Source organism: Pseudoduganella sp. SL102 (assembly GCF_027856995.1).
In the GTDB taxonomy this organism is placed as follows: Bacteria; Pseudomonadota; Gammaproteobacteria; order Burkholderiales; family Burkholderiaceae_D; genus Rugamonas; species Rugamonas albidiflava.
On sequence record NZ_CP115554.1, the window covers coordinates 7411859 to 7426691 of the forward strand.

The following is a 14833-nucleotide window of genomic DNA, read 5'->3' on the forward strand; positions in this document are numbered from 1 at the left end:
GAACGCCCCGCTGTCATGGGCCGCCGGTTGCACAGGGCCGGTGGGCTGTCGCGGTGTCGACTTCCAGAAAAAAACGAACGCTCGTACTATCTGTGAGCTAAGATGCTATCGACAGGCTGGGCCGTATGCAAGCGCTTTTTGCGCCTCGCCGTGGCGGATCTCCAGCACCGTGCAGCGAACCAGCCTGTGGCGGCGCAGCATCGCAAGGCGGTCCGCCACGCGAGGCTGGCGTCAATGACCGCCGGCCGTTTCAGCCTTTTTTTCTGCCACGACAGTCACCGCGGCGGCGGGCGCCGCGGAACGCGCAAGCTCGGCCAGCCGCTCGCTGCGCTCGACGGACGGCAGGTTGCTCATGCGTTGCACCGCAGCATAAAAACGCGGGAACGTCTTTTCCTTGGCCAGCAACGCCTTGAAGCCAGGCAGGAGATCATTATAGGTGGCGACGGCTGCCAGGTGTGCGTTGGTGAGCTTCTCGGCGAAGAAGCGGTCATAGCCGGCATAGCCGCCCCAGCTTTCCTTCAGCACGGCATATTCCTGGTGCAGGGATGCGAAGATGCGTGCCTTGCCCTCGCGCTTTTTCTTCACGCTGGCCTTGCTGGCATACAGCTCGGCGAGCATCTGGCGATGCTTGACCAGCAGCGCCAGGAACTCCTTGCGGCGCATGCTGTAGCGGACATACGCTTCGCGCATGGCTTCGTTGCCATACAACTCCAGCCAGCGGTCGACGCCCGCTTCCTCGACGGCCGAGGCGAAGGCTTCGTTGAAGCGCGAATCGCCGGGAACATAGACCACCTGGTGGGCCAGTTCATGGAACACCATGCGGGCCAGCTCGGCGTCCGAATAATTGATGAAGGTGGACAGCAGCGGATCGCTGAACCAGCCCAGCGTGGAATACGCGGGCACGCCGCCGACCTGCACGTCGTCGCCTTCCTTGCGCAGTTCCTCCGCATACGCCTGCGCGTCGTCCTTGCTGTAGTAGCCGCGGTAGGCCACGCAGCCGGCGATCGGGAAACACCACTGGATGGGACGCAGGGAAAGTTCGGGCGTGGCGACCACGTTCCACACCACGAAGGGACGGTTCAGGGCCGCGTATTGCTTGTAGCTGGCGTTGTCGGGCAAGCCCAGTTCGCGCACGGCGAACTTGCGGATCGTGACAGCCTTTTCGAGCCGCGCACGCAGTTTCGGTTCTGTGTTGGGGTCGCCCAGCCAGTCATCGATGGGGCGCGAATCGGACCAGAGCGAATACTGGCCTTGCGCCGCCTGGAAGTAATACTTGACCTGGGCGCAACCGGCCAGCAAGGCGGCGCACGAAAGCCCTGCCACGAGGTACCTGGCACGTATGTTTAAACGGGCAATCTTGCGCATGCTTCCTACTCATGAGACACGTTCGACTTGAACCAGTGTATCGTAAAAAGTCGGCGCGCGGCCCATGTCGGTCAGGCGCTGGCTGGTCACCTCATTGGCATTCTTGCCATCGCGCGCGAGCTTTTTCCACCAGATCGACAGGCCCACCACGAGCCCCTTGCGGGCCTTTTCCGTGACCCGCGCCTTGCATACGAACGAGCCACGATCGTTGAAGATGCGCACCATATCGCCGTGGTTGATGGCACGTGTTGCCGCATCGTCAGGATGGATGTCGAGCTGCGGCTCGCCCTCGGTCGCACGCAGGCTTTGCACATTGACGAAGGTGGAGTTCAGGAAATTGCGTGCCGGCGGAGATATCATCGCCAGCGGGTATTTTGCTGCGTGATCGGGGGTAGATGCCGCCGATTCATAGTTTTCGATGTAGGTCGGCAGGGGCTCCAGGCCATCCGCCTGCATCGCTGCCGAAAAGAACTCGCATTTGCCTGAAGGTGTGGGGAATTTGCCATAGGCAAATGGTGCATCCGGCATTTCCAGCTTTTGCCAGCCCTTTTTCTTCAACGACTCCCAGTCGAAATGAACAGCCCTTGCATCATCTTTCCGGAATGCCCGGGATGCCAGTTCGTCATCCGTCTCCGCGAAGCAGGGATCGGTGAAGCCCATGCGGGCCGCCAGCAGCCGGAAGATTTCCGTGTTCGGTTTTGCTTCGCCCAGCGGCGCGATGGCCGGATTGTTGGCCATCATGTACAGGTGGCCGTAAGCCAGGTGCGCATCGGCGTGCTCCAGCTGCGTGGTGGCCGGCAGAACGATGTCGGCGTAGTCGACGGTATCGGTCTGGAACTGTTCCAGCACCACCGTGAACAGGTCTTCGCGCGCGAATCCAGCCTGCACTTTCGACGAGTCCGGCGCCACCGCCACCGGGTTCGAGTTGTAGACGATGACGGCGTCCACGCGCGGGCCGAACGCCGGCGACGCGGGGCGCAGCAGGTCGTCCCCGATGGTCGTCATGTTGATCGTGCGGGGCAGCTTCTTCAGCAGGTCCGGGCGCTGCAGCGCGGGCTTGTTGGTCGGGAACGAACCGGATGTCGACAGCTGGATGCCGCCCGCGGCGTGCCGCCACGCGCCCACCAGGGCCGGCAGGCAGGCGATGTTCCGTACCGCCATGCCACCGCCGCGCACGCGCTGCACGCCGTAGTTGACGCGGATCGCCACGGGCTCGCCGGCCTTCGCCGTCTGGCCGTACAGGCGCGCCAGCTCCAGCACCTGTTCTTCCGGAATGCCGCACGTGGCGGCCGTGCGCGCCGGCGTCCACTCGGCGGCGCGCTCCTTCAGTTGCTCGTAGCCCAGCGTGTACTGCGCGATGTAGTCGCCGTCGACCAGGTTTTCGGCGATCAGCACGTGCATCATGCCCAGCGCCAGCGCGGCATCCGTGCCCGGCATCGGCGCGATGTGCAGGTGGCACTTCTCGGCCGTCAGCGAGCGGTAGGGATCGATCGCCACCAGCTTCGCGCCGCGCCGCTTGGCTTCCTGCGCGCGCATCCAGAAGTGCAGGTTCGAGGCGATCGGGTTGCCGCCCCAGATCAGGATCAGCCTGGCATCCTGGAAGTGTTCGAGATCGGTGCCGATCGAACCGCCGATCGTGTACTTGTAGCCGGTAGCCCCGGCCATCGCGCAGATCGTGCGGTCCAGCAGCGAGGCGCCCAGCTGGTGGAAGAAGCGCGACGACATGGATTCGCCCTGCAGCAGGCCCATCGTGCCGCAGTAGCTGTACGGCAGGATGGCTTCCGGCGCACTCTCCGCCAGCGGTTTCAGGCGCGCGGCGATCTCGTCGAGCGCGGTATCCCAGCTGATGCGCTCGAACTTGCCCTCGCCCTTCCTGCCGACACGGCGCAGCGGGTACAGCAGGCGGTCCGGCGAGTAGGTGCGCTCGGCATAGCGGGACACCTTGGTGCACAGCACGCCGGCCGTGGTCGGGTGATCGGGATCGCCCTTGATCTCGGTGGCGACGCCGTTTTCGACGGTGACGAGGATGGCGCAGGTATCGGGGCAGTCGTGCGGGCAGGCTGCGCGCACTTGGGTGGCGGTCATGGCGGCGATGAAACGGAGAGGAACAATCCGCTATCGTAAACCATCCGGGCGCTCTTGCGGGCCCGCCGCGCGGGTGGCCGCGAAGCCGTTACAAAGGCTACAATGTTCCTTCGCTCATTGGCATGTTACCGGCGTGTTTGGCGTACGCGCCCCTATCCGGGGCGGCAAGAGAATAACTGGAGAGCCAGATGAAACTTGTAGAACCGATCATTGCATTTCAGTCCGAGCTGCAGGACATCCGCCGCGACCTGCATGCCCATCCCGAACTCTCCTACGAGGAAGTGCGCACCGCCGACGTGGTTGCCGCGAAACTGGGCGAATGGGGCATTCCCGTGGTGCGCGGCCTTGGCGTAACGGGCCTGGTGGGCATCATCAAGAACGGCACCTCGGACCGCGCGATCGGCCTGCGCGCCGACATGGATGCGTTGCCGATGCAGGAAGTGAACACCTTCCCGCACGCCTCGCGCCACCCCGGCAAGATGCACGCCTGCGGGCATGACGGCCACACGGCGATGCTGCTGGGCGCGGCCTACCACCTGGCGCGGCAGCGCGATTTCGACGGCACCGTGTATCTCGTGTTCCAGCCGGCCGAGGAAGGCGGCGCCGGCGCCCGCAAGATGATCGAGGATGGCCTGTTCGAACGCTTCCCGATGGAAGCCATCTACGGCATGCACAACTGGCCCGGCTACGCGGCCGGCACGATGAATGTGTGCACGGGGCCGATGATGGCGTCGTCGAACGAATTCCACGTGACGGTGCGCGGCAAGGGCGCGCACGCGGCCCAGCCGCACAAGGGCATCGACCCGGTGATGATCGCCGTGCAGATCGCCCAGGCATGGCAGACCATCATCACGCGCAACAAGAGTCCGCTGGATACGGCCGTGCTGTCGATCACGCAGATCCATGCCGGCAGCGCCACCAACGTGATTCCCGACACGGCGCAGCTGGTGGGCACCGTGCGCACCTTCACCACGCCGGTGCTGGACCTGATCGAGCAGCGCATGCGCACGCTGGCGGAGGGCATTGCCGGCGCATTCGAGGCGGAGGTCGATTTCGCGTTCAAGCGCAACTATCCGCCGCTGGTGAACCACGAGAAGGAAACTGCCTTCGCCGTCGAGGTGATGAAGGCCGTGGTGGGCGAACAGAACGTGGATGCCGATGCCGAGCCGACGATGGGTGCCGAGGACTTCGCCTTCTTCCTGCAGGAAAAGCCCGGCTGCTACATTTTCATCGGCAACGGCGACGGCGATCACCGCACCGGCGGCCACGGCCTGGGCCCGTGCGTGCTGCACAACGGCAGCTACGACTTCAACGACAACCTGCTGCCAGTCGGTGCCAGCTTCTGGGTGCGGCTGGTGGAAACGGCGTTACCGCTGCGCTAGGAACCGGGCTCAGGCCGGCAACTGGTCCGGCGCGTCGCCCACGCGCTGGCCCGGATTCAGGCGCTCCAGCGCCAGCAGCGCGGCCGCATGGTCCGCTTGCGGATACTCGTCCCCGATCGATTCGTAGCGCTCCGTCACCAGGCTGGTGACCGGCAGCGCGATGCCGGCCGCCGCCGCCGCGGCCAGGATGTTGTGCTGGTCTTTCAGTTGCGTGGCGACCTGGCCGCCCGGCAGGAAATTGCGCTCCAGCATGCGCTGGCCGTGCACCTCCAGGATGCGGCTTTCCGCAAAACCACCACGTATCGCCGCCCGCACTGCGGCGGGATCGGCGCCCGCCGCCTGGGCCAGCAATAACGCTTCCGCGACAATATTGATCGTGCCGCCCACGATCAGCTGGTTGCACAGCTTCGAGACCTGGCCCGCGCCGGCCGGGCCGACCCGGGTGACGCGGCCCATCGCTTCGAAGACCGGACGGGCGTATTCGATGTCCGCCTCGGCACCACCGGCCATGATCGCCAGCGTTCCCGCCTGGGCTCCGCCGACGCCGCCGGATACGGGCGCATCCACGAAGCGGCAGCCGGCCGCCACCAGGCGGGCATGGAATTGCTGCGCTTCGGACTGGCGGGTGGAGCTCATGTCGATCCACAGCGTGCCCTGGCGCAGTGCGGGCAATGCGTCATCGATGACGGCACCGACCACCGGGCCGGCTTCCAGCATGGAAATGACGATATCCGCGTCGCGCACGGCATCGGCCAGATGCGGCACGGCAATGGCGCCGTCCGGTGCGAGGCGTTCGGCCTTGCTGAAGGTACGATTCCACGCGCTGACGGGTAAGCCGGCGTGCAGCAACCGGCGGACCATCGGCTCTCCCATCAAGCCGATACCGAGAAAAGTTATTTTCGTAAAGAATGCCACTTTATTATCGCTCCATGTCGTTGCGTATTTATCAAGCAAGATGGCGTCGATTCTACCCTTTAGGTGCCCTTCAGCTTAAATCTGCCGAGCCCGCTACAATATTTGGATTGCCGTATCGCTACGGATACAGCATGTCACTTGAGAGAACAGGCACATGAAAAAAACAATCGCGGCCGTGGCCGCACTGATGGCGGCCCATGCCGCATTCGCGGCCGATGGCCAACTGATCGACGGCGTGTATGGCGAAGCCGCCACCGCCTCGAAAATCCGCATGGCACGCGTGGGCGTGACCAAGGACTGGAACCCGAACTGGAGCTGGTTCGACTCCGGCAACACGCACCTGACCGGCTACTGGGATGCCAGCGCCGGCTACTGGCAGGGCCGCCAGTACAAGAACGTCCCGGGCGACAAGCAGCACATCGTCGATATCGGCTTCACGCCGGTATTCCGCTTCGAGAACAAGAACAAGCTGGGCTTCTATGCCGAAATCGGCATCGGCGCGCACTTGATGTCCGAAACCTATAACAACAACGATGACCGCCTGTCGACGGCATTCCAGTTCGGCGACCACATCGGCATCGGCTATGTGTTCAACAAGAACTGGGAAGTGGCGGTGAAGATGCAGCACTTCTCGAACGGCAGCATCAAGAAGCCGAACAGCGGCGTCGATTACGGCGTGGTGAAGCTGGCTTACCGGTTCTGATCCGGAACCGCCCGGAAGAAGCCCGCCTCGGCGGGCTTTTATTTTTGGCGCAGGCGTTGCAGGAACCCTGGCAGCAGGTTGAACAGCCTGACTTGCAGGTGCAGCTGCCACGGGAAGACGCAGCATGCTTCGCGCCGCGCGATGGCCGCCACGATGCGCCGCACGGCTTGCGCTTCGGTTTGCAGGAACGGCTTGCGGTGCGCATCGCCGCCGTTCAGTTCGCGCAGGCGGGCGGTGTCGACATAACCGGGCACGATGACGGTGACGGCGATGCCGAACGGTTCCAGCGCCTTGCGGAAGGTATCGCAGATCGCGATCGCGGCGCGCTTGCTGGCGCTGTACAGCGAGGCGCCCGGATAGTCCTGCAACAGGCCGGCGATGGAGGCTACGGCGGCCAGGTGCCCATGGCCTTGCCGCCGCATGTGCCGGGCGGCGATATCGAACGCATCGTACAGGCCGCCGACGTTGGTGGCCAGCACCGGCAGCGTGGCTTCCGGATTGGCGGCGATGCCTGCCGCGTCGGTGTACTGGCCGGCGGTAACGACCAGCAGGTCGACCGGGCTGAAAGCGCCGATGGCGCGTTCGAGCGCCGCGCGGTCGGTGATGTCCACGGCCTCGATCCGCACTTGCGGATGACTTGCAAGCGGGTGCCCGTCCAGGCGCGAGGCATCGCGTCCGCACAGGGCCAGCGTGGCGCCCTGCCCGGCATAGTGTTCGGCCAGCGCCTGGCCGATGCCGCGCGTGCCGCCGATGATCATGATCCTTTTCATGGCAGGTGGCGTCCTGTGTAGGCCGCGTGCCCTTTCCGGTAGCCGTACTGCCACTGGGCTTCGACCTGGGCGCGGTAATCGTCGTAGCTGGCGGGCGCGATCAGGCGGAAGCGGTTCTCCCGCCAGCGGACCCGCTTTTTCAAGCCGTGGCCGCGCAGCGCCTGCGCCATGTCCTGTGTATCGATCCACACGTCCGCAGCCTGCCCGTGCACCGCGCGCAGCCGCGCATCGCCATCGATGCCCAGCACCGCGCGCCATGCCGGCGCCACCAGCCAGGGGTCCGGCCGGCCCTTGCGTTCCATCGCCACGCTGGCCGCCAGGCGCCGCGCCAGCTCGATCGGAAACAGGTCGATCACGCCGCCGGTGTAGTGGCTGGCCGCATGCTGGTGGCAGCGGAAGTAAAACATGTCCGACAGCGAGGTGCGGACCGCGTCCTCCAGCGGCATCGCGCTGTCCACTTGCAGGACGGGTGCGATGGCGCCGTCGCTCCAGCGCGGGTCGGCCACGGCAGCGGGAGTTCCATCGGCCAGGGCGGCCACGCGGACATCGCCGAACACGGTTTCCACGAAGAGCGCGCGGGCGCTGCGCGGCTGGCCCACCTCTTCACGGTTGAACAGCAGCTTGCCGCCGACGATCGCCACCGCGGGCGCCGCGTGGCCGGACGCGGGTGGCAATGGCAAGCCGGCAGGCAGCTCGAACAGGTAGTCGTCGAACAGGTCGGGGATGAGCGGCACGGGAGACCGGCGCATCCAGCGCCGCGCCGCGCCGGCCAGCATCGGCAACGGTGCCGCGCGCGCGGTCGATTGCAGGCCGGCGAGGAATGCGTGCACTTGCCGCGACGCCAGCCATTCCTTGCGCGCCGCCGCATCGGGCAGGCGTGCAATAGTGGCAGCCGCCACGGCGCCTCCGCACGTTGCCAGCAGCAGGTCCGGCGCATGGCCGGTGTCCTCGGCTGCCGCGTGGATGCCGAGGTAATAGCCGAAGCGGAAACCGCCACCGGCCAGGACCAGGCAACGCGCGTATTGATGCGTTTTCTCCATGCCCTGCATAATGCCCAAATGCGATTACCACGACAAGGCAAGGCGCCATCGGCGCGGGCACGCGCCGTCCACCTGCTGGGCAACTGGCTGGTGTTCGGCCTGTGCTACCCGCTCAGCCATACGATTGCCGCGCGCCTGCCGGCGCAGCACAGCGTGGCGCTGCCGCTCGATGCCGCCGTGCCGTTCTGGCCATGGATGATCGTTCCCTATGCCAGTTCCTCGCTGTTTTTCGTGCTGGTTTTCCTGCTCGTGCGCAGCGCCGAGGAGCTACGCGTGGCGAGCCGGCGCATGCTGCTGGCAACGGTGACGGCAGCACTGGCGTTCGCTGTCTACCCGGCCCGCTTTACTTCGGCACGCCCTGCCCTCGACAACCCGTTCCTGGCCGCGGCCTACGGCTTTCTCGATATCGTGGACCAGCCCTACAACCAGCTGCCTTCGCTGCACGTGGCTTACTGCCTGCTGTTCTGGCTGGCGTTGCGGCCGCTGGTGCGGGGCTGGCGGCGCCTCGCGCTGGCGGCGTGGCTGATGCTGGTGGCCGCGAGCACGCTGTTCACCTGGCAGCACCATGCGGCCGACGTGCTGGGGGGACTGGCGCTGGGCGCGGCCGTGGCCTGGCTCGTGCGCCCCGGCGCGACCCGTCGTTCGACGGTCGCCTTTTACTACACGATCGCGGCCGGCATCACGCTGCATGCCGGCTGGTTCGTGCTGGGCAGCTGGCTCGCCCTGTATGCCGCCGCATGCTTGCTGCTGGTGGCACTGGCATACGCCCGGCGCGACGCGCGCTTTCTCCGCAAGGACGGTGGGCGCCATTCGCTGGCCGCTTGGCTGCTGTACTGGCCTTACCTGGCCGGGTATCTGCTCACATGGGCGCTGGTTCGCTACCGCGAGCGCGGCCGCGCCGCGTTCACCGAGCTGGCGCCAGGCCTGTTCGTCGGGCGGCGCCTGTCCGCCGCGGAAGCGCGGCGCCTGCCAGACGGTTGCAGCGTGATCGACCTGTCGCCGGAGCTGCCGGAAGCCGCGGCCTTGCGCGGCGCGTGCTATCACCATGCGCCGCTGCTCGACCTGCACGCGCCGCGCCCGTCGCAGGTGCGCGCCGTGCTGGCATTGCTGGCCGAGCAGCACCGGCCCGGCCGCGCAGTGTTCCTTCACTGCGCAATGGGTTACAGTCGCAGCCGTTTCATCGCCCGTCTCTATGCAAGGAAAAACCAACGATGGCTTTCTCGATCTACCAGTTGAAACCGTGCTTCCAGCAATTGCTGCGGCCATTGCTGTCGTCGCTCGCCCGCATCGGCGTGACGCCGAACCAGGTAACGCTGGCGGCGATGTTCCTCTCCTGCGCCTATGGCGCGGCGCTTGTCGCCGCCCCGGATAGCGCGGCCCTGTGGTATGGCTTGCCGGCCTTCCTGCTGTTCCGGATGGCGCTGAACGCCATCGATGGCATGCTCGCCACCGCGACCGGCAACAAGACCAGCCTGGGCGCGGTGCTCAACGAGATGGGTGACCAGGTGTCCGACGCCGCCCTGTATCTGCCGTTCGCGCTGGCGGCCGGGATATCGGCCCCGCTGGTGGTCGGGGTGGTGGTGGCGGCGCTGCTTGCCGAATTTGCCGGCGTGCTGGCGCAGGGCATCGGCGTGGCGCGCCGTTTCGACGGGCCGATGGGCAAGAGCGACCGCGCCTTTGCCCTGGGCGTGATCGCGCTGCTGATCGGTTCGGGCGTGACGCCCGCCTGGAGCAATGGCCTGCTGTGCGTGGTGCTGCTGCTGTGCGCGCTGACGATCGTCAACCGGCTGCGCCAGGCGCTGCGGCTTTGCGTGCCACCGACACGGTGAAGATGCCGTCCACGCCGATCATTGTGGCGATCTTCTCGCCACCGGCCACGCGAACCAGGGCATCCATTTCCGCCTGGGGGCGGGGCCGCATGCGCCACGGTTCGCCACGGTGGCTGGTCAGCGTGCCAGCAATCATTTCCAGCTGCGGGTGCCACGGCTGCGCCGTATAGATCAGGTGCCCTCCCGCACGCAGGCTGGCGAAGACGCCTTCCAGCGAGCGCAGCACCATGGCATTGTCGCTGAACAGTTCATACAGGCCGGACACCACGGCAATATCGTAAGTGCCCTCTTCGCCCGCATAGCTGGCACTGTCAAATGCATCGCGCCGGCGGCAATCCACTTTCGCCTGCAGCTGCAGGCTCGCGGCCAGCGCGCGTGCGCGGTCGACGTTATGCTGCGCATAGTCGCACAGCGTGACTTCGATAGGGCGGTCCTGGAATCGCTTGACGGTTTCCAGCACATAGCGCGCGGAACCGGACGCGATGTCGAGGATACGCAGCGGAGGTTGGGCGCGGTTTGCGGCATGAGCCGGGCCAATAGTCGTGGCGAGGTTCTCGGCCGGATGCGGGACCGGATGCGCGGCGATGCGCTGTGCCAGCAGGTGCTGCAGCTGCACCTTGCGCACGCGGATACCGCGCCAGCCCACCGCGTCGAGATAGCCGCGGTCCATCACCGCGCCGAATATCACCTTCCCGCCAGCGTGGTTGCGATACACATAGTCCAGCGACTCGCCGGAATCGAAGCCGTGCGTAAGCCCCACGCGCATGCCGTCGCTCAGCGGTCCGAGCGCCTTGAGCATGCGGCGCTGCAGGGCATACGACGCACGGGTGAGCGGATTACCGTATTCATTGCGCTGCAGTGCCGCGTAGGCCCGGGCGCTGGCGCTCGCGCTGTCCGCCTGCACGTAATGCGTGGGCGGCAGCGGCTCGCGTGCGTAGCATCCGGCGATGAACTCGCGGCATGCGGCCAGGGCCGCCGACATGTCGCGCTCATAGAGCACGGCGTGATAGCAGTCGCGCAGCTGGACATAGCGTTTCAGCGGCGAGGACAGCCGCTCGAAAAACACTTTTTGCGGCGCTTCATGGACCACGTAATCCTTGTCCGCCGCCAGCATCAGGACGGGAGTGTCGATCGCGGCCGCGTCTTTCACGATGCGCTCCGCGGTATCGGCGAGCTCCAGCAGGATCTGGGCGGAGATGCTCTTGGCGATCAGGGGATCGGCCGCGTAGGCATCGGCTTCCTGCTTCGAATGGGTGAGCATCCCCGGGCGGATATAGCTGGTGACGAACAGGTCGGGCTTGAAGCGGCGCGCGAACCGGAGCGCCGGTCTGGCCAGCGGCACGTACAGCTTGATCTTGAACGCGGCGGCGGCCATGACCAGCCCGCGGATGCGCGGCGCATAGTCATGCAGCCACGTTGCCGCCACTACCGCACCGACGCTGTTCGCGACGACCAGCATGTCTTCGCGCGCGATGCCGTAGCGCTGCGCGATGTGGGCGACGAAAGCATCCAGGTCATCGACCAGCGTGGTGAATCCGGGCGCCGCACCCCGTTCTCCCGGCGAATGGCCGTGGCCACGCGCATCATAGGCGAAAGCCCAGTCATCCCCATGACCGAACTGCTCGACCAGGGGCCCGATGCGTCCCGAATGCTCGTGGCCCCGGTGCAGGAACACGAGGGCGCGCTGGGGGCCGTCGGTGCGCGGCGACTTCGGTTGCCACGCGCGGTAAAACAGGCGGGTGCCATCGCCGGCATCGAAGCCCGCTTCGGACGTGGTCCACGCTGCCGGATGTTCGCTTTTCATGAGGTTGTGCCTTCCATGGTAATGACCAGAATGTACAGCAGTGGCGCGGTGACGACGAGGCTGTCGATCCGGTCGAGAATGCCGCCGTGCCCGGGGATCAGTTGTGAAAAATCCTTGATGCCGAGATAGCGCTTCGCGGCGGAAAACATCAGGTCGCCGGCGAAGCCCCCAACGGACAGGAGCAAGGCATACGCGGCCATCCTGGCGGGTGAGCCAAGCTGGAGGTAGCTGCCCAGGACCAGTGTCAGCAATTGCGAAACGGCCACGCCGCCGGCAAGGCCCTGCCATGTCTTGTTCGGGCTGATCGTGGGCGCGATCTTGTGGCTGCCGAACAGTTTGCCGCCGATGAACTGGCCGATATCGTTGAGGGCGGTAACGATGAACAGGTAAAACAGCCATGCAAGGCTGGCTGCGGGGCCGGCCGGGATGTCGATGAACCGCACGATCGACCACGCTGCCGCGATCGTCAGCCACAATAAAAGATAGACGAGTGACGGTTTGACTGGACGAGCCCGAAAGAAGAGGAATTGCGCAACGATGAGCGCAGGCAGGACGACCGGAAACACCGCGGGTACGAGCAGTTGAAGGGCGGTCGCCGCACTGACGACCAGCGCGGCATTGCGACGGAAATGCGATGACGCCTCATCGGCATACGGCGCCAGTTCACGCACTGCCAGCAGGCAGATCAGCCCTGCCAGCAACCAGGGGCCAAGTGGATACAGCAGCAGTGCGATCGTGACGACAGGGAAGATGCGCCACCATGCGTTGACCTGGTTGCGCAAGCTGCCGGTGGGGGCGGCCAGCCGCTGCACCAGCAGCGAAGTAATGCCGAGCAAGCCATACAGGGCGGTCATGGCGATGCCGATTTGTGAACCGGACGAAAGGAACGGGAGCATGGCGACGCTTATGGGATGACAACCCTTCATTATAGTAAGCGTACGCGTGAGACCGGTTGTCGGCAATCAGGAGCGAGGCCGTGCAGCGCCCGGCGGAGGCATCAGTGAGGTAGCCGGGACTTCGAAGAGCATTAAAACCGGTGACAGGCTCCGATTCTTTTCGAAAGCTTCCAGGAAACCGGTGACAGGCTCCGATTATGTTCGAAAGGTTCTCGAAATCGGAGCCTGTCACTGGTTTCGATAGTGTCCCCAGGAGTGGTGTATGAGAAGTGATTCTCAAGGGGCTGGGTCCCCGATCAGTTAATCACGGCGGAGAGCCGTGCGGGCTGATTGTCGCTCAAGGACAATAATCCTTCAAGCTGCATGTATCGGCGCTGCAAGGACCACTCGTCATTCTGTTCGAGCATCATGGCCCCGACCAAGCGGATGATGGCGGCATCGTTAGGGAATATACCGATGACGTTGGTTCTACGCTTCACCTCGGCGTTCAATCTTTCAAGCGGATTGGTGCTGTGAATTTGGGTCCGATGCGCTTTCGGGAAGGTCATAAACGTCAGTACCTCGTGCTCAGCATCGTCCATCATCGCAGCCAGTTTCGGAAATTTGGCCCGCAGCTGATCGGCAACGATGCGCCACTGTGCACTGGCCGCTTCCGCAGTTTCCTGCACGAAGATCGTGTTGATCATGGCGAGTACGGCTTGTCGCTGGCCCTTTCCAGCATGGGCCAGGGCATTGCGGATGAAGTGGACGCGGCAGCGCTGCCAGCTCGTTTTGAGTACTTTGCTGGCAGCGGCTTTGAGGCCTTCGTGGGCGTCGGAAATGACCAGCTTCACGCCACGTAGGCCGCGACGCGTCAGACCGCGCAGGAAGTCGGTCCAGAAAGGCTCTGCCTCCGAAGGCCCAGTTGCTACGCCAAGAATCTCACGCACACCATCGGTATTGACGGCCACGGCGATTATCACGGCCACGGAAACGACCCGCCCGGCCTGGCGCGACTTCACGTATGTCGCGTCGATCCACAGGTAAGGCCAATCGCCTTCGATCGGCCGATTCAAGAACGTTTGTACGCGCTCGTCGATCTCTTCGCACAGCCGGGAAACCTGACTTTTCGATACCCCGCTCATGCCCATTGCCTTGACCAGCTCATCGACTGAGCGCGTCGAGATCCCCTGGATGTAGGCTTCTTGGATGACTGCAGTGAGCGCCTTTTCGGCAGTGCGCCTTGGCTCGAGAAAGCCGGGGAAGTAGCTGCCACTGCGCAGCTTCGGGATTTTCAGATCAACCTTGCCGGCCCGGGTTTCGTAAGCCCGGTCACGGTAGCCGTTGCGGCTGTTAATGCGCTCATCGCTGCGTTGGCCGTATGCAGCTTGGCAGAGCGCTTCGACATCCATCTCCATAAGCCGCTGCAGGGCGTGCTGCAGCGTTTGACGGATGAAATCTGCTTCTGCCCCCTTTTCGGCGAGCTCGGATAATGCGATAGTGGCGTCGGTCATTGTGGCTCCTACTGTGGTTTTGTTAAGGTCTTCGCAAACCCAACATTACCTCAAGAATCACAATGGCCGCCCTCAAGCTGCCTTCCTAAACGCCAACTCTGGCGAAGTCTTCATACACCACGCTGCGGGACACAATCCTGGTTTCGTTGCAGGTTTCGCCACGAAATCGGAGCCTGTCCCCGGTTTCGCTACAGCTTTCGCGGCGGTTTCGTGGTGAAACCGGAGCCTGTCCCCGGTTTTTTTGGTAACAATCTGGGTGGCCAAAAGCAAAAAACCCCGCCAGCACACGCTAGCGGGGTTTTTCTATGTAACAGCCTGAAGATAACCTACTTTCACACTGGTTGCAGCACTATCATCGGCGCAAAGTCGTTTCACGGTCCTGTTCGGGATGGGAAGGGGTGGGACCGACTTGCTATGGTCATCAGGCATGACTTGTACGCAGTGCCGTCCCCTATGGGGCAACGTCACTGCTCAATCCGGAAGAAGTAAAGCGAGGGTAACTCTCATCAAAGAGTAAATGCGAGGAATCATCATTGATTCATAACCGTCAA

General features: G+C 64.4%; 12 protein-coding genes and 1 rRNA gene. 4 read left to right on the forward strand and 9 right to left on the reverse strand.

All coding sequences use genetic code 11. From position 1 onward, the window contains the following. Positions 1 to 231 precede the first annotated feature (231 nt). On the reverse strand, positions 232 to 1365 hold the full coding sequence (locus OU994_RS31510; protein ID WP_131148774.1) for an aminopeptidase: 1134 nt from the start codon (positions 1363 to 1365) through the stop codon (positions 232 to 234). A gap of 9 nt (positions 1366 to 1374) precedes the next feature. Beyond that, positions 1375 to 3450, reverse strand: a complete 2076-nt coding sequence (locus tag OU994_RS31515) for a molybdopterin-dependent oxidoreductase (protein ID WP_281609102.1) — start codon at positions 3448 to 3450, stop codon at positions 1375 to 1377. 188 nt (positions 3451 to 3638) lie between these two features. Here OU994_RS31515 and OU994_RS31520 point away from each other — a divergent pair, with 188 nt between their 5' ends. Continuing rightward, on the forward strand, positions 3639 to 4832 hold the full coding sequence (locus OU994_RS31520; protein WP_281609103.1) for a M20 aminoacylase family protein: 1194 nt from the start codon (positions 3639 to 3641) through the stop codon (positions 4830 to 4832). Between the two features lie 9 nt (positions 4833 to 4841). On the opposite strand, the gene OU994_RS31525 is transcribed toward OU994_RS31520, so the two are convergent. Beyond that, complete coding sequence (locus OU994_RS31525) at positions 4842 to 5747, reverse strand: NAD(P)-dependent oxidoreductase (RefSeq protein WP_281609104.1); 906 nt, start codon at positions 5745 to 5747, stop codon at positions 4842 to 4844. Between the two features lie 154 nt (positions 5748 to 5901). On the opposite strand from OU994_RS31525, the gene OU994_RS31530 reads away from it, so the two are divergent. Further along, positions 5902 to 6450, forward strand: a complete 549-nt coding sequence (locus OU994_RS31530) for an acyloxyacyl hydrolase (RefSeq protein ID WP_131148770.1) — start codon at positions 5902 to 5904, stop codon at positions 6448 to 6450. Positions 6451 to 6488: 38 nt separating this feature from the next. Here the strand turns inward: OU994_RS31530 and OU994_RS31535 are convergent, their stop codons facing one another. Further along, entirely contained in the window at positions 6489 to 7220 is a 732-nt protein-coding gene (locus tag OU994_RS31535) for an SDR family oxidoreductase (RefSeq protein ID WP_281609105.1), read from the reverse strand. Next, the gene (locus tag OU994_RS31540; RefSeq protein ID WP_281609106.1) at positions 7217 to 8260 is read right to left on the reverse strand and encodes a patatin-like phospholipase family protein; all 1044 of its coding nucleotides are present in this window, start codon (positions 8258 to 8260) and stop codon (positions 7217 to 7219) included. Before OU994_RS31540 ends, OU994_RS31535 begins: the two co-directional genes overlap by 4 nt. 18 nt (positions 8261 to 8278) lie before the next feature. On the opposite strand from OU994_RS31540, the gene OU994_RS31545 reads away from it, so the two are divergent. Together OU994_RS31545 and OU994_RS31550 are read left to right on the forward strand one after the other, a co-directional pair. Then, positions 8279 to 9496, forward strand: coding sequence for a phosphatase PAP2 family protein (locus tag OU994_RS31545; protein ID WP_281609107.1), 1218 nt, complete (start codon positions 8279 to 8281; stop codon positions 9494 to 9496). Then, positions 9472 to 10089 (forward strand): CDP-alcohol phosphatidyltransferase family protein, encoded by a 618-nt coding sequence (locus OU994_RS31550; RefSeq protein WP_281609108.1) that lies wholly within the window; start codon positions 9472 to 9474, stop codon positions 10087 to 10089. The genes OU994_RS31545 and OU994_RS31550 overlap by 25 nt, the downstream gene beginning before the upstream one ends. Here the strand turns inward: OU994_RS31550 and OU994_RS31555 are convergent. The 4 genes from OU994_RS31555 to rrf form a co-directional block, all read right to left on the reverse strand. Further along, positions 10040 to 11893 carry a bifunctional alpha/beta hydrolase/class I SAM-dependent methyltransferase gene (locus OU994_RS31555; RefSeq protein ID WP_281609109.1) on the reverse strand — a complete coding sequence of 618 codons (1854 nt, stop codon included), beginning with the start codon at positions 11891 to 11893 and terminating at the stop codon, positions 10040 to 10042. The genes OU994_RS31550 and OU994_RS31555 overlap by 50 nt on opposite strands. Beyond that, positions 11890 to 12789 carry a phosphatidate cytidylyltransferase gene (locus OU994_RS31560; protein ID WP_281609110.1) on the reverse strand — a complete coding sequence of 300 codons (900 nt, stop codon included), beginning with the start codon at positions 12787 to 12789 and terminating at the stop codon, positions 11890 to 11892. Before OU994_RS31560 ends, OU994_RS31555 begins: the two co-directional genes overlap by 4 nt. Positions 12790 to 13085: 296 nt before the next feature. Continuing rightward, the gene (locus OU994_RS31565; protein WP_281608671.1) at positions 13086 to 14282 is read right to left on the reverse strand and encodes an IS256 family transposase; all 1197 of its coding nucleotides are present in this window, start codon (positions 14280 to 14282) and stop codon (positions 13086 to 13088) included. 313 nt (positions 14283 to 14595) lie between these two features. Then, positions 14596 to 14708, reverse strand: a 5S ribosomal RNA gene (rrf, locus tag OU994_RS31570). Positions 14709 to 14833 lie beyond the last annotated feature (125 nt).

Excerpts from the sequence above, each read along its gene's own strand:
- OU994_RS31510 (WP_131148774.1), bottom strand. The coding sequence starts at position 1,365 with ATGCGCAAGATTGCCCGTTTAAACATACGTGCCAGGTACCTCGTGGCA.
- OU994_RS31515 (WP_281609102.1), bottom strand. The coding sequence starts at position 3,450 with ATGACCGCCACCCAAGTGCGCGCAGCCTGCCCGCACGACTGCCCCGAT.
- OU994_RS31520 (WP_281609103.1), top strand. The coding sequence starts at position 3,639 with ATGAAACTTGTAGAACCGATCATTGCATTTCAGTCCGAGCTGCAGGAC.
- OU994_RS31530 (WP_131148770.1), top strand. The coding sequence starts at position 5,902 with ATGAAAAAAACAATCGCGGCCGTGGCCGCACTGATGGCGGCCCATGCC.
- OU994_RS31535 (WP_281609105.1), bottom strand. The coding sequence starts at position 7,220 with ATGAAAAGGATCATGATCATCGGCGGCACGCGCGGCATCGGCCAGGCG.
- OU994_RS31540 (WP_281609106.1), bottom strand. The coding sequence starts at position 8,260 with ATGGAGAAAACGCATCAATACGCGCGTTGCCTGGTCCTGGCCGGTGGC.
- OU994_RS31545 (WP_281609107.1), top strand. The coding sequence starts at position 8,279 with ATGCGATTACCACGACAAGGCAAGGCGCCATCGGCGCGGGCACGCGCC.
- OU994_RS31550 (WP_281609108.1), top strand. The coding sequence starts at position 9,472 with ATGGCTTTCTCGATCTACCAGTTGAAACCGTGCTTCCAGCAATTGCTG.
- OU994_RS31555 (WP_281609109.1), bottom strand. The coding sequence starts at position 11,893 with ATGAAAAGCGAACATCCGGCAGCGTGGACCACGTCCGAAGCGGGCTTC.
- OU994_RS31560 (WP_281609110.1), bottom strand. The coding sequence starts at position 12,789 with ATGCTCCCGTTCCTTTCGTCCGGTTCACAAATCGGCATCGCCATGACC.
- OU994_RS31565 (WP_281608671.1), bottom strand. The coding sequence starts at position 14,282 with ATGACCGACGCCACTATCGCATTATCCGAGCTCGCCGAAAAGGGGGCA.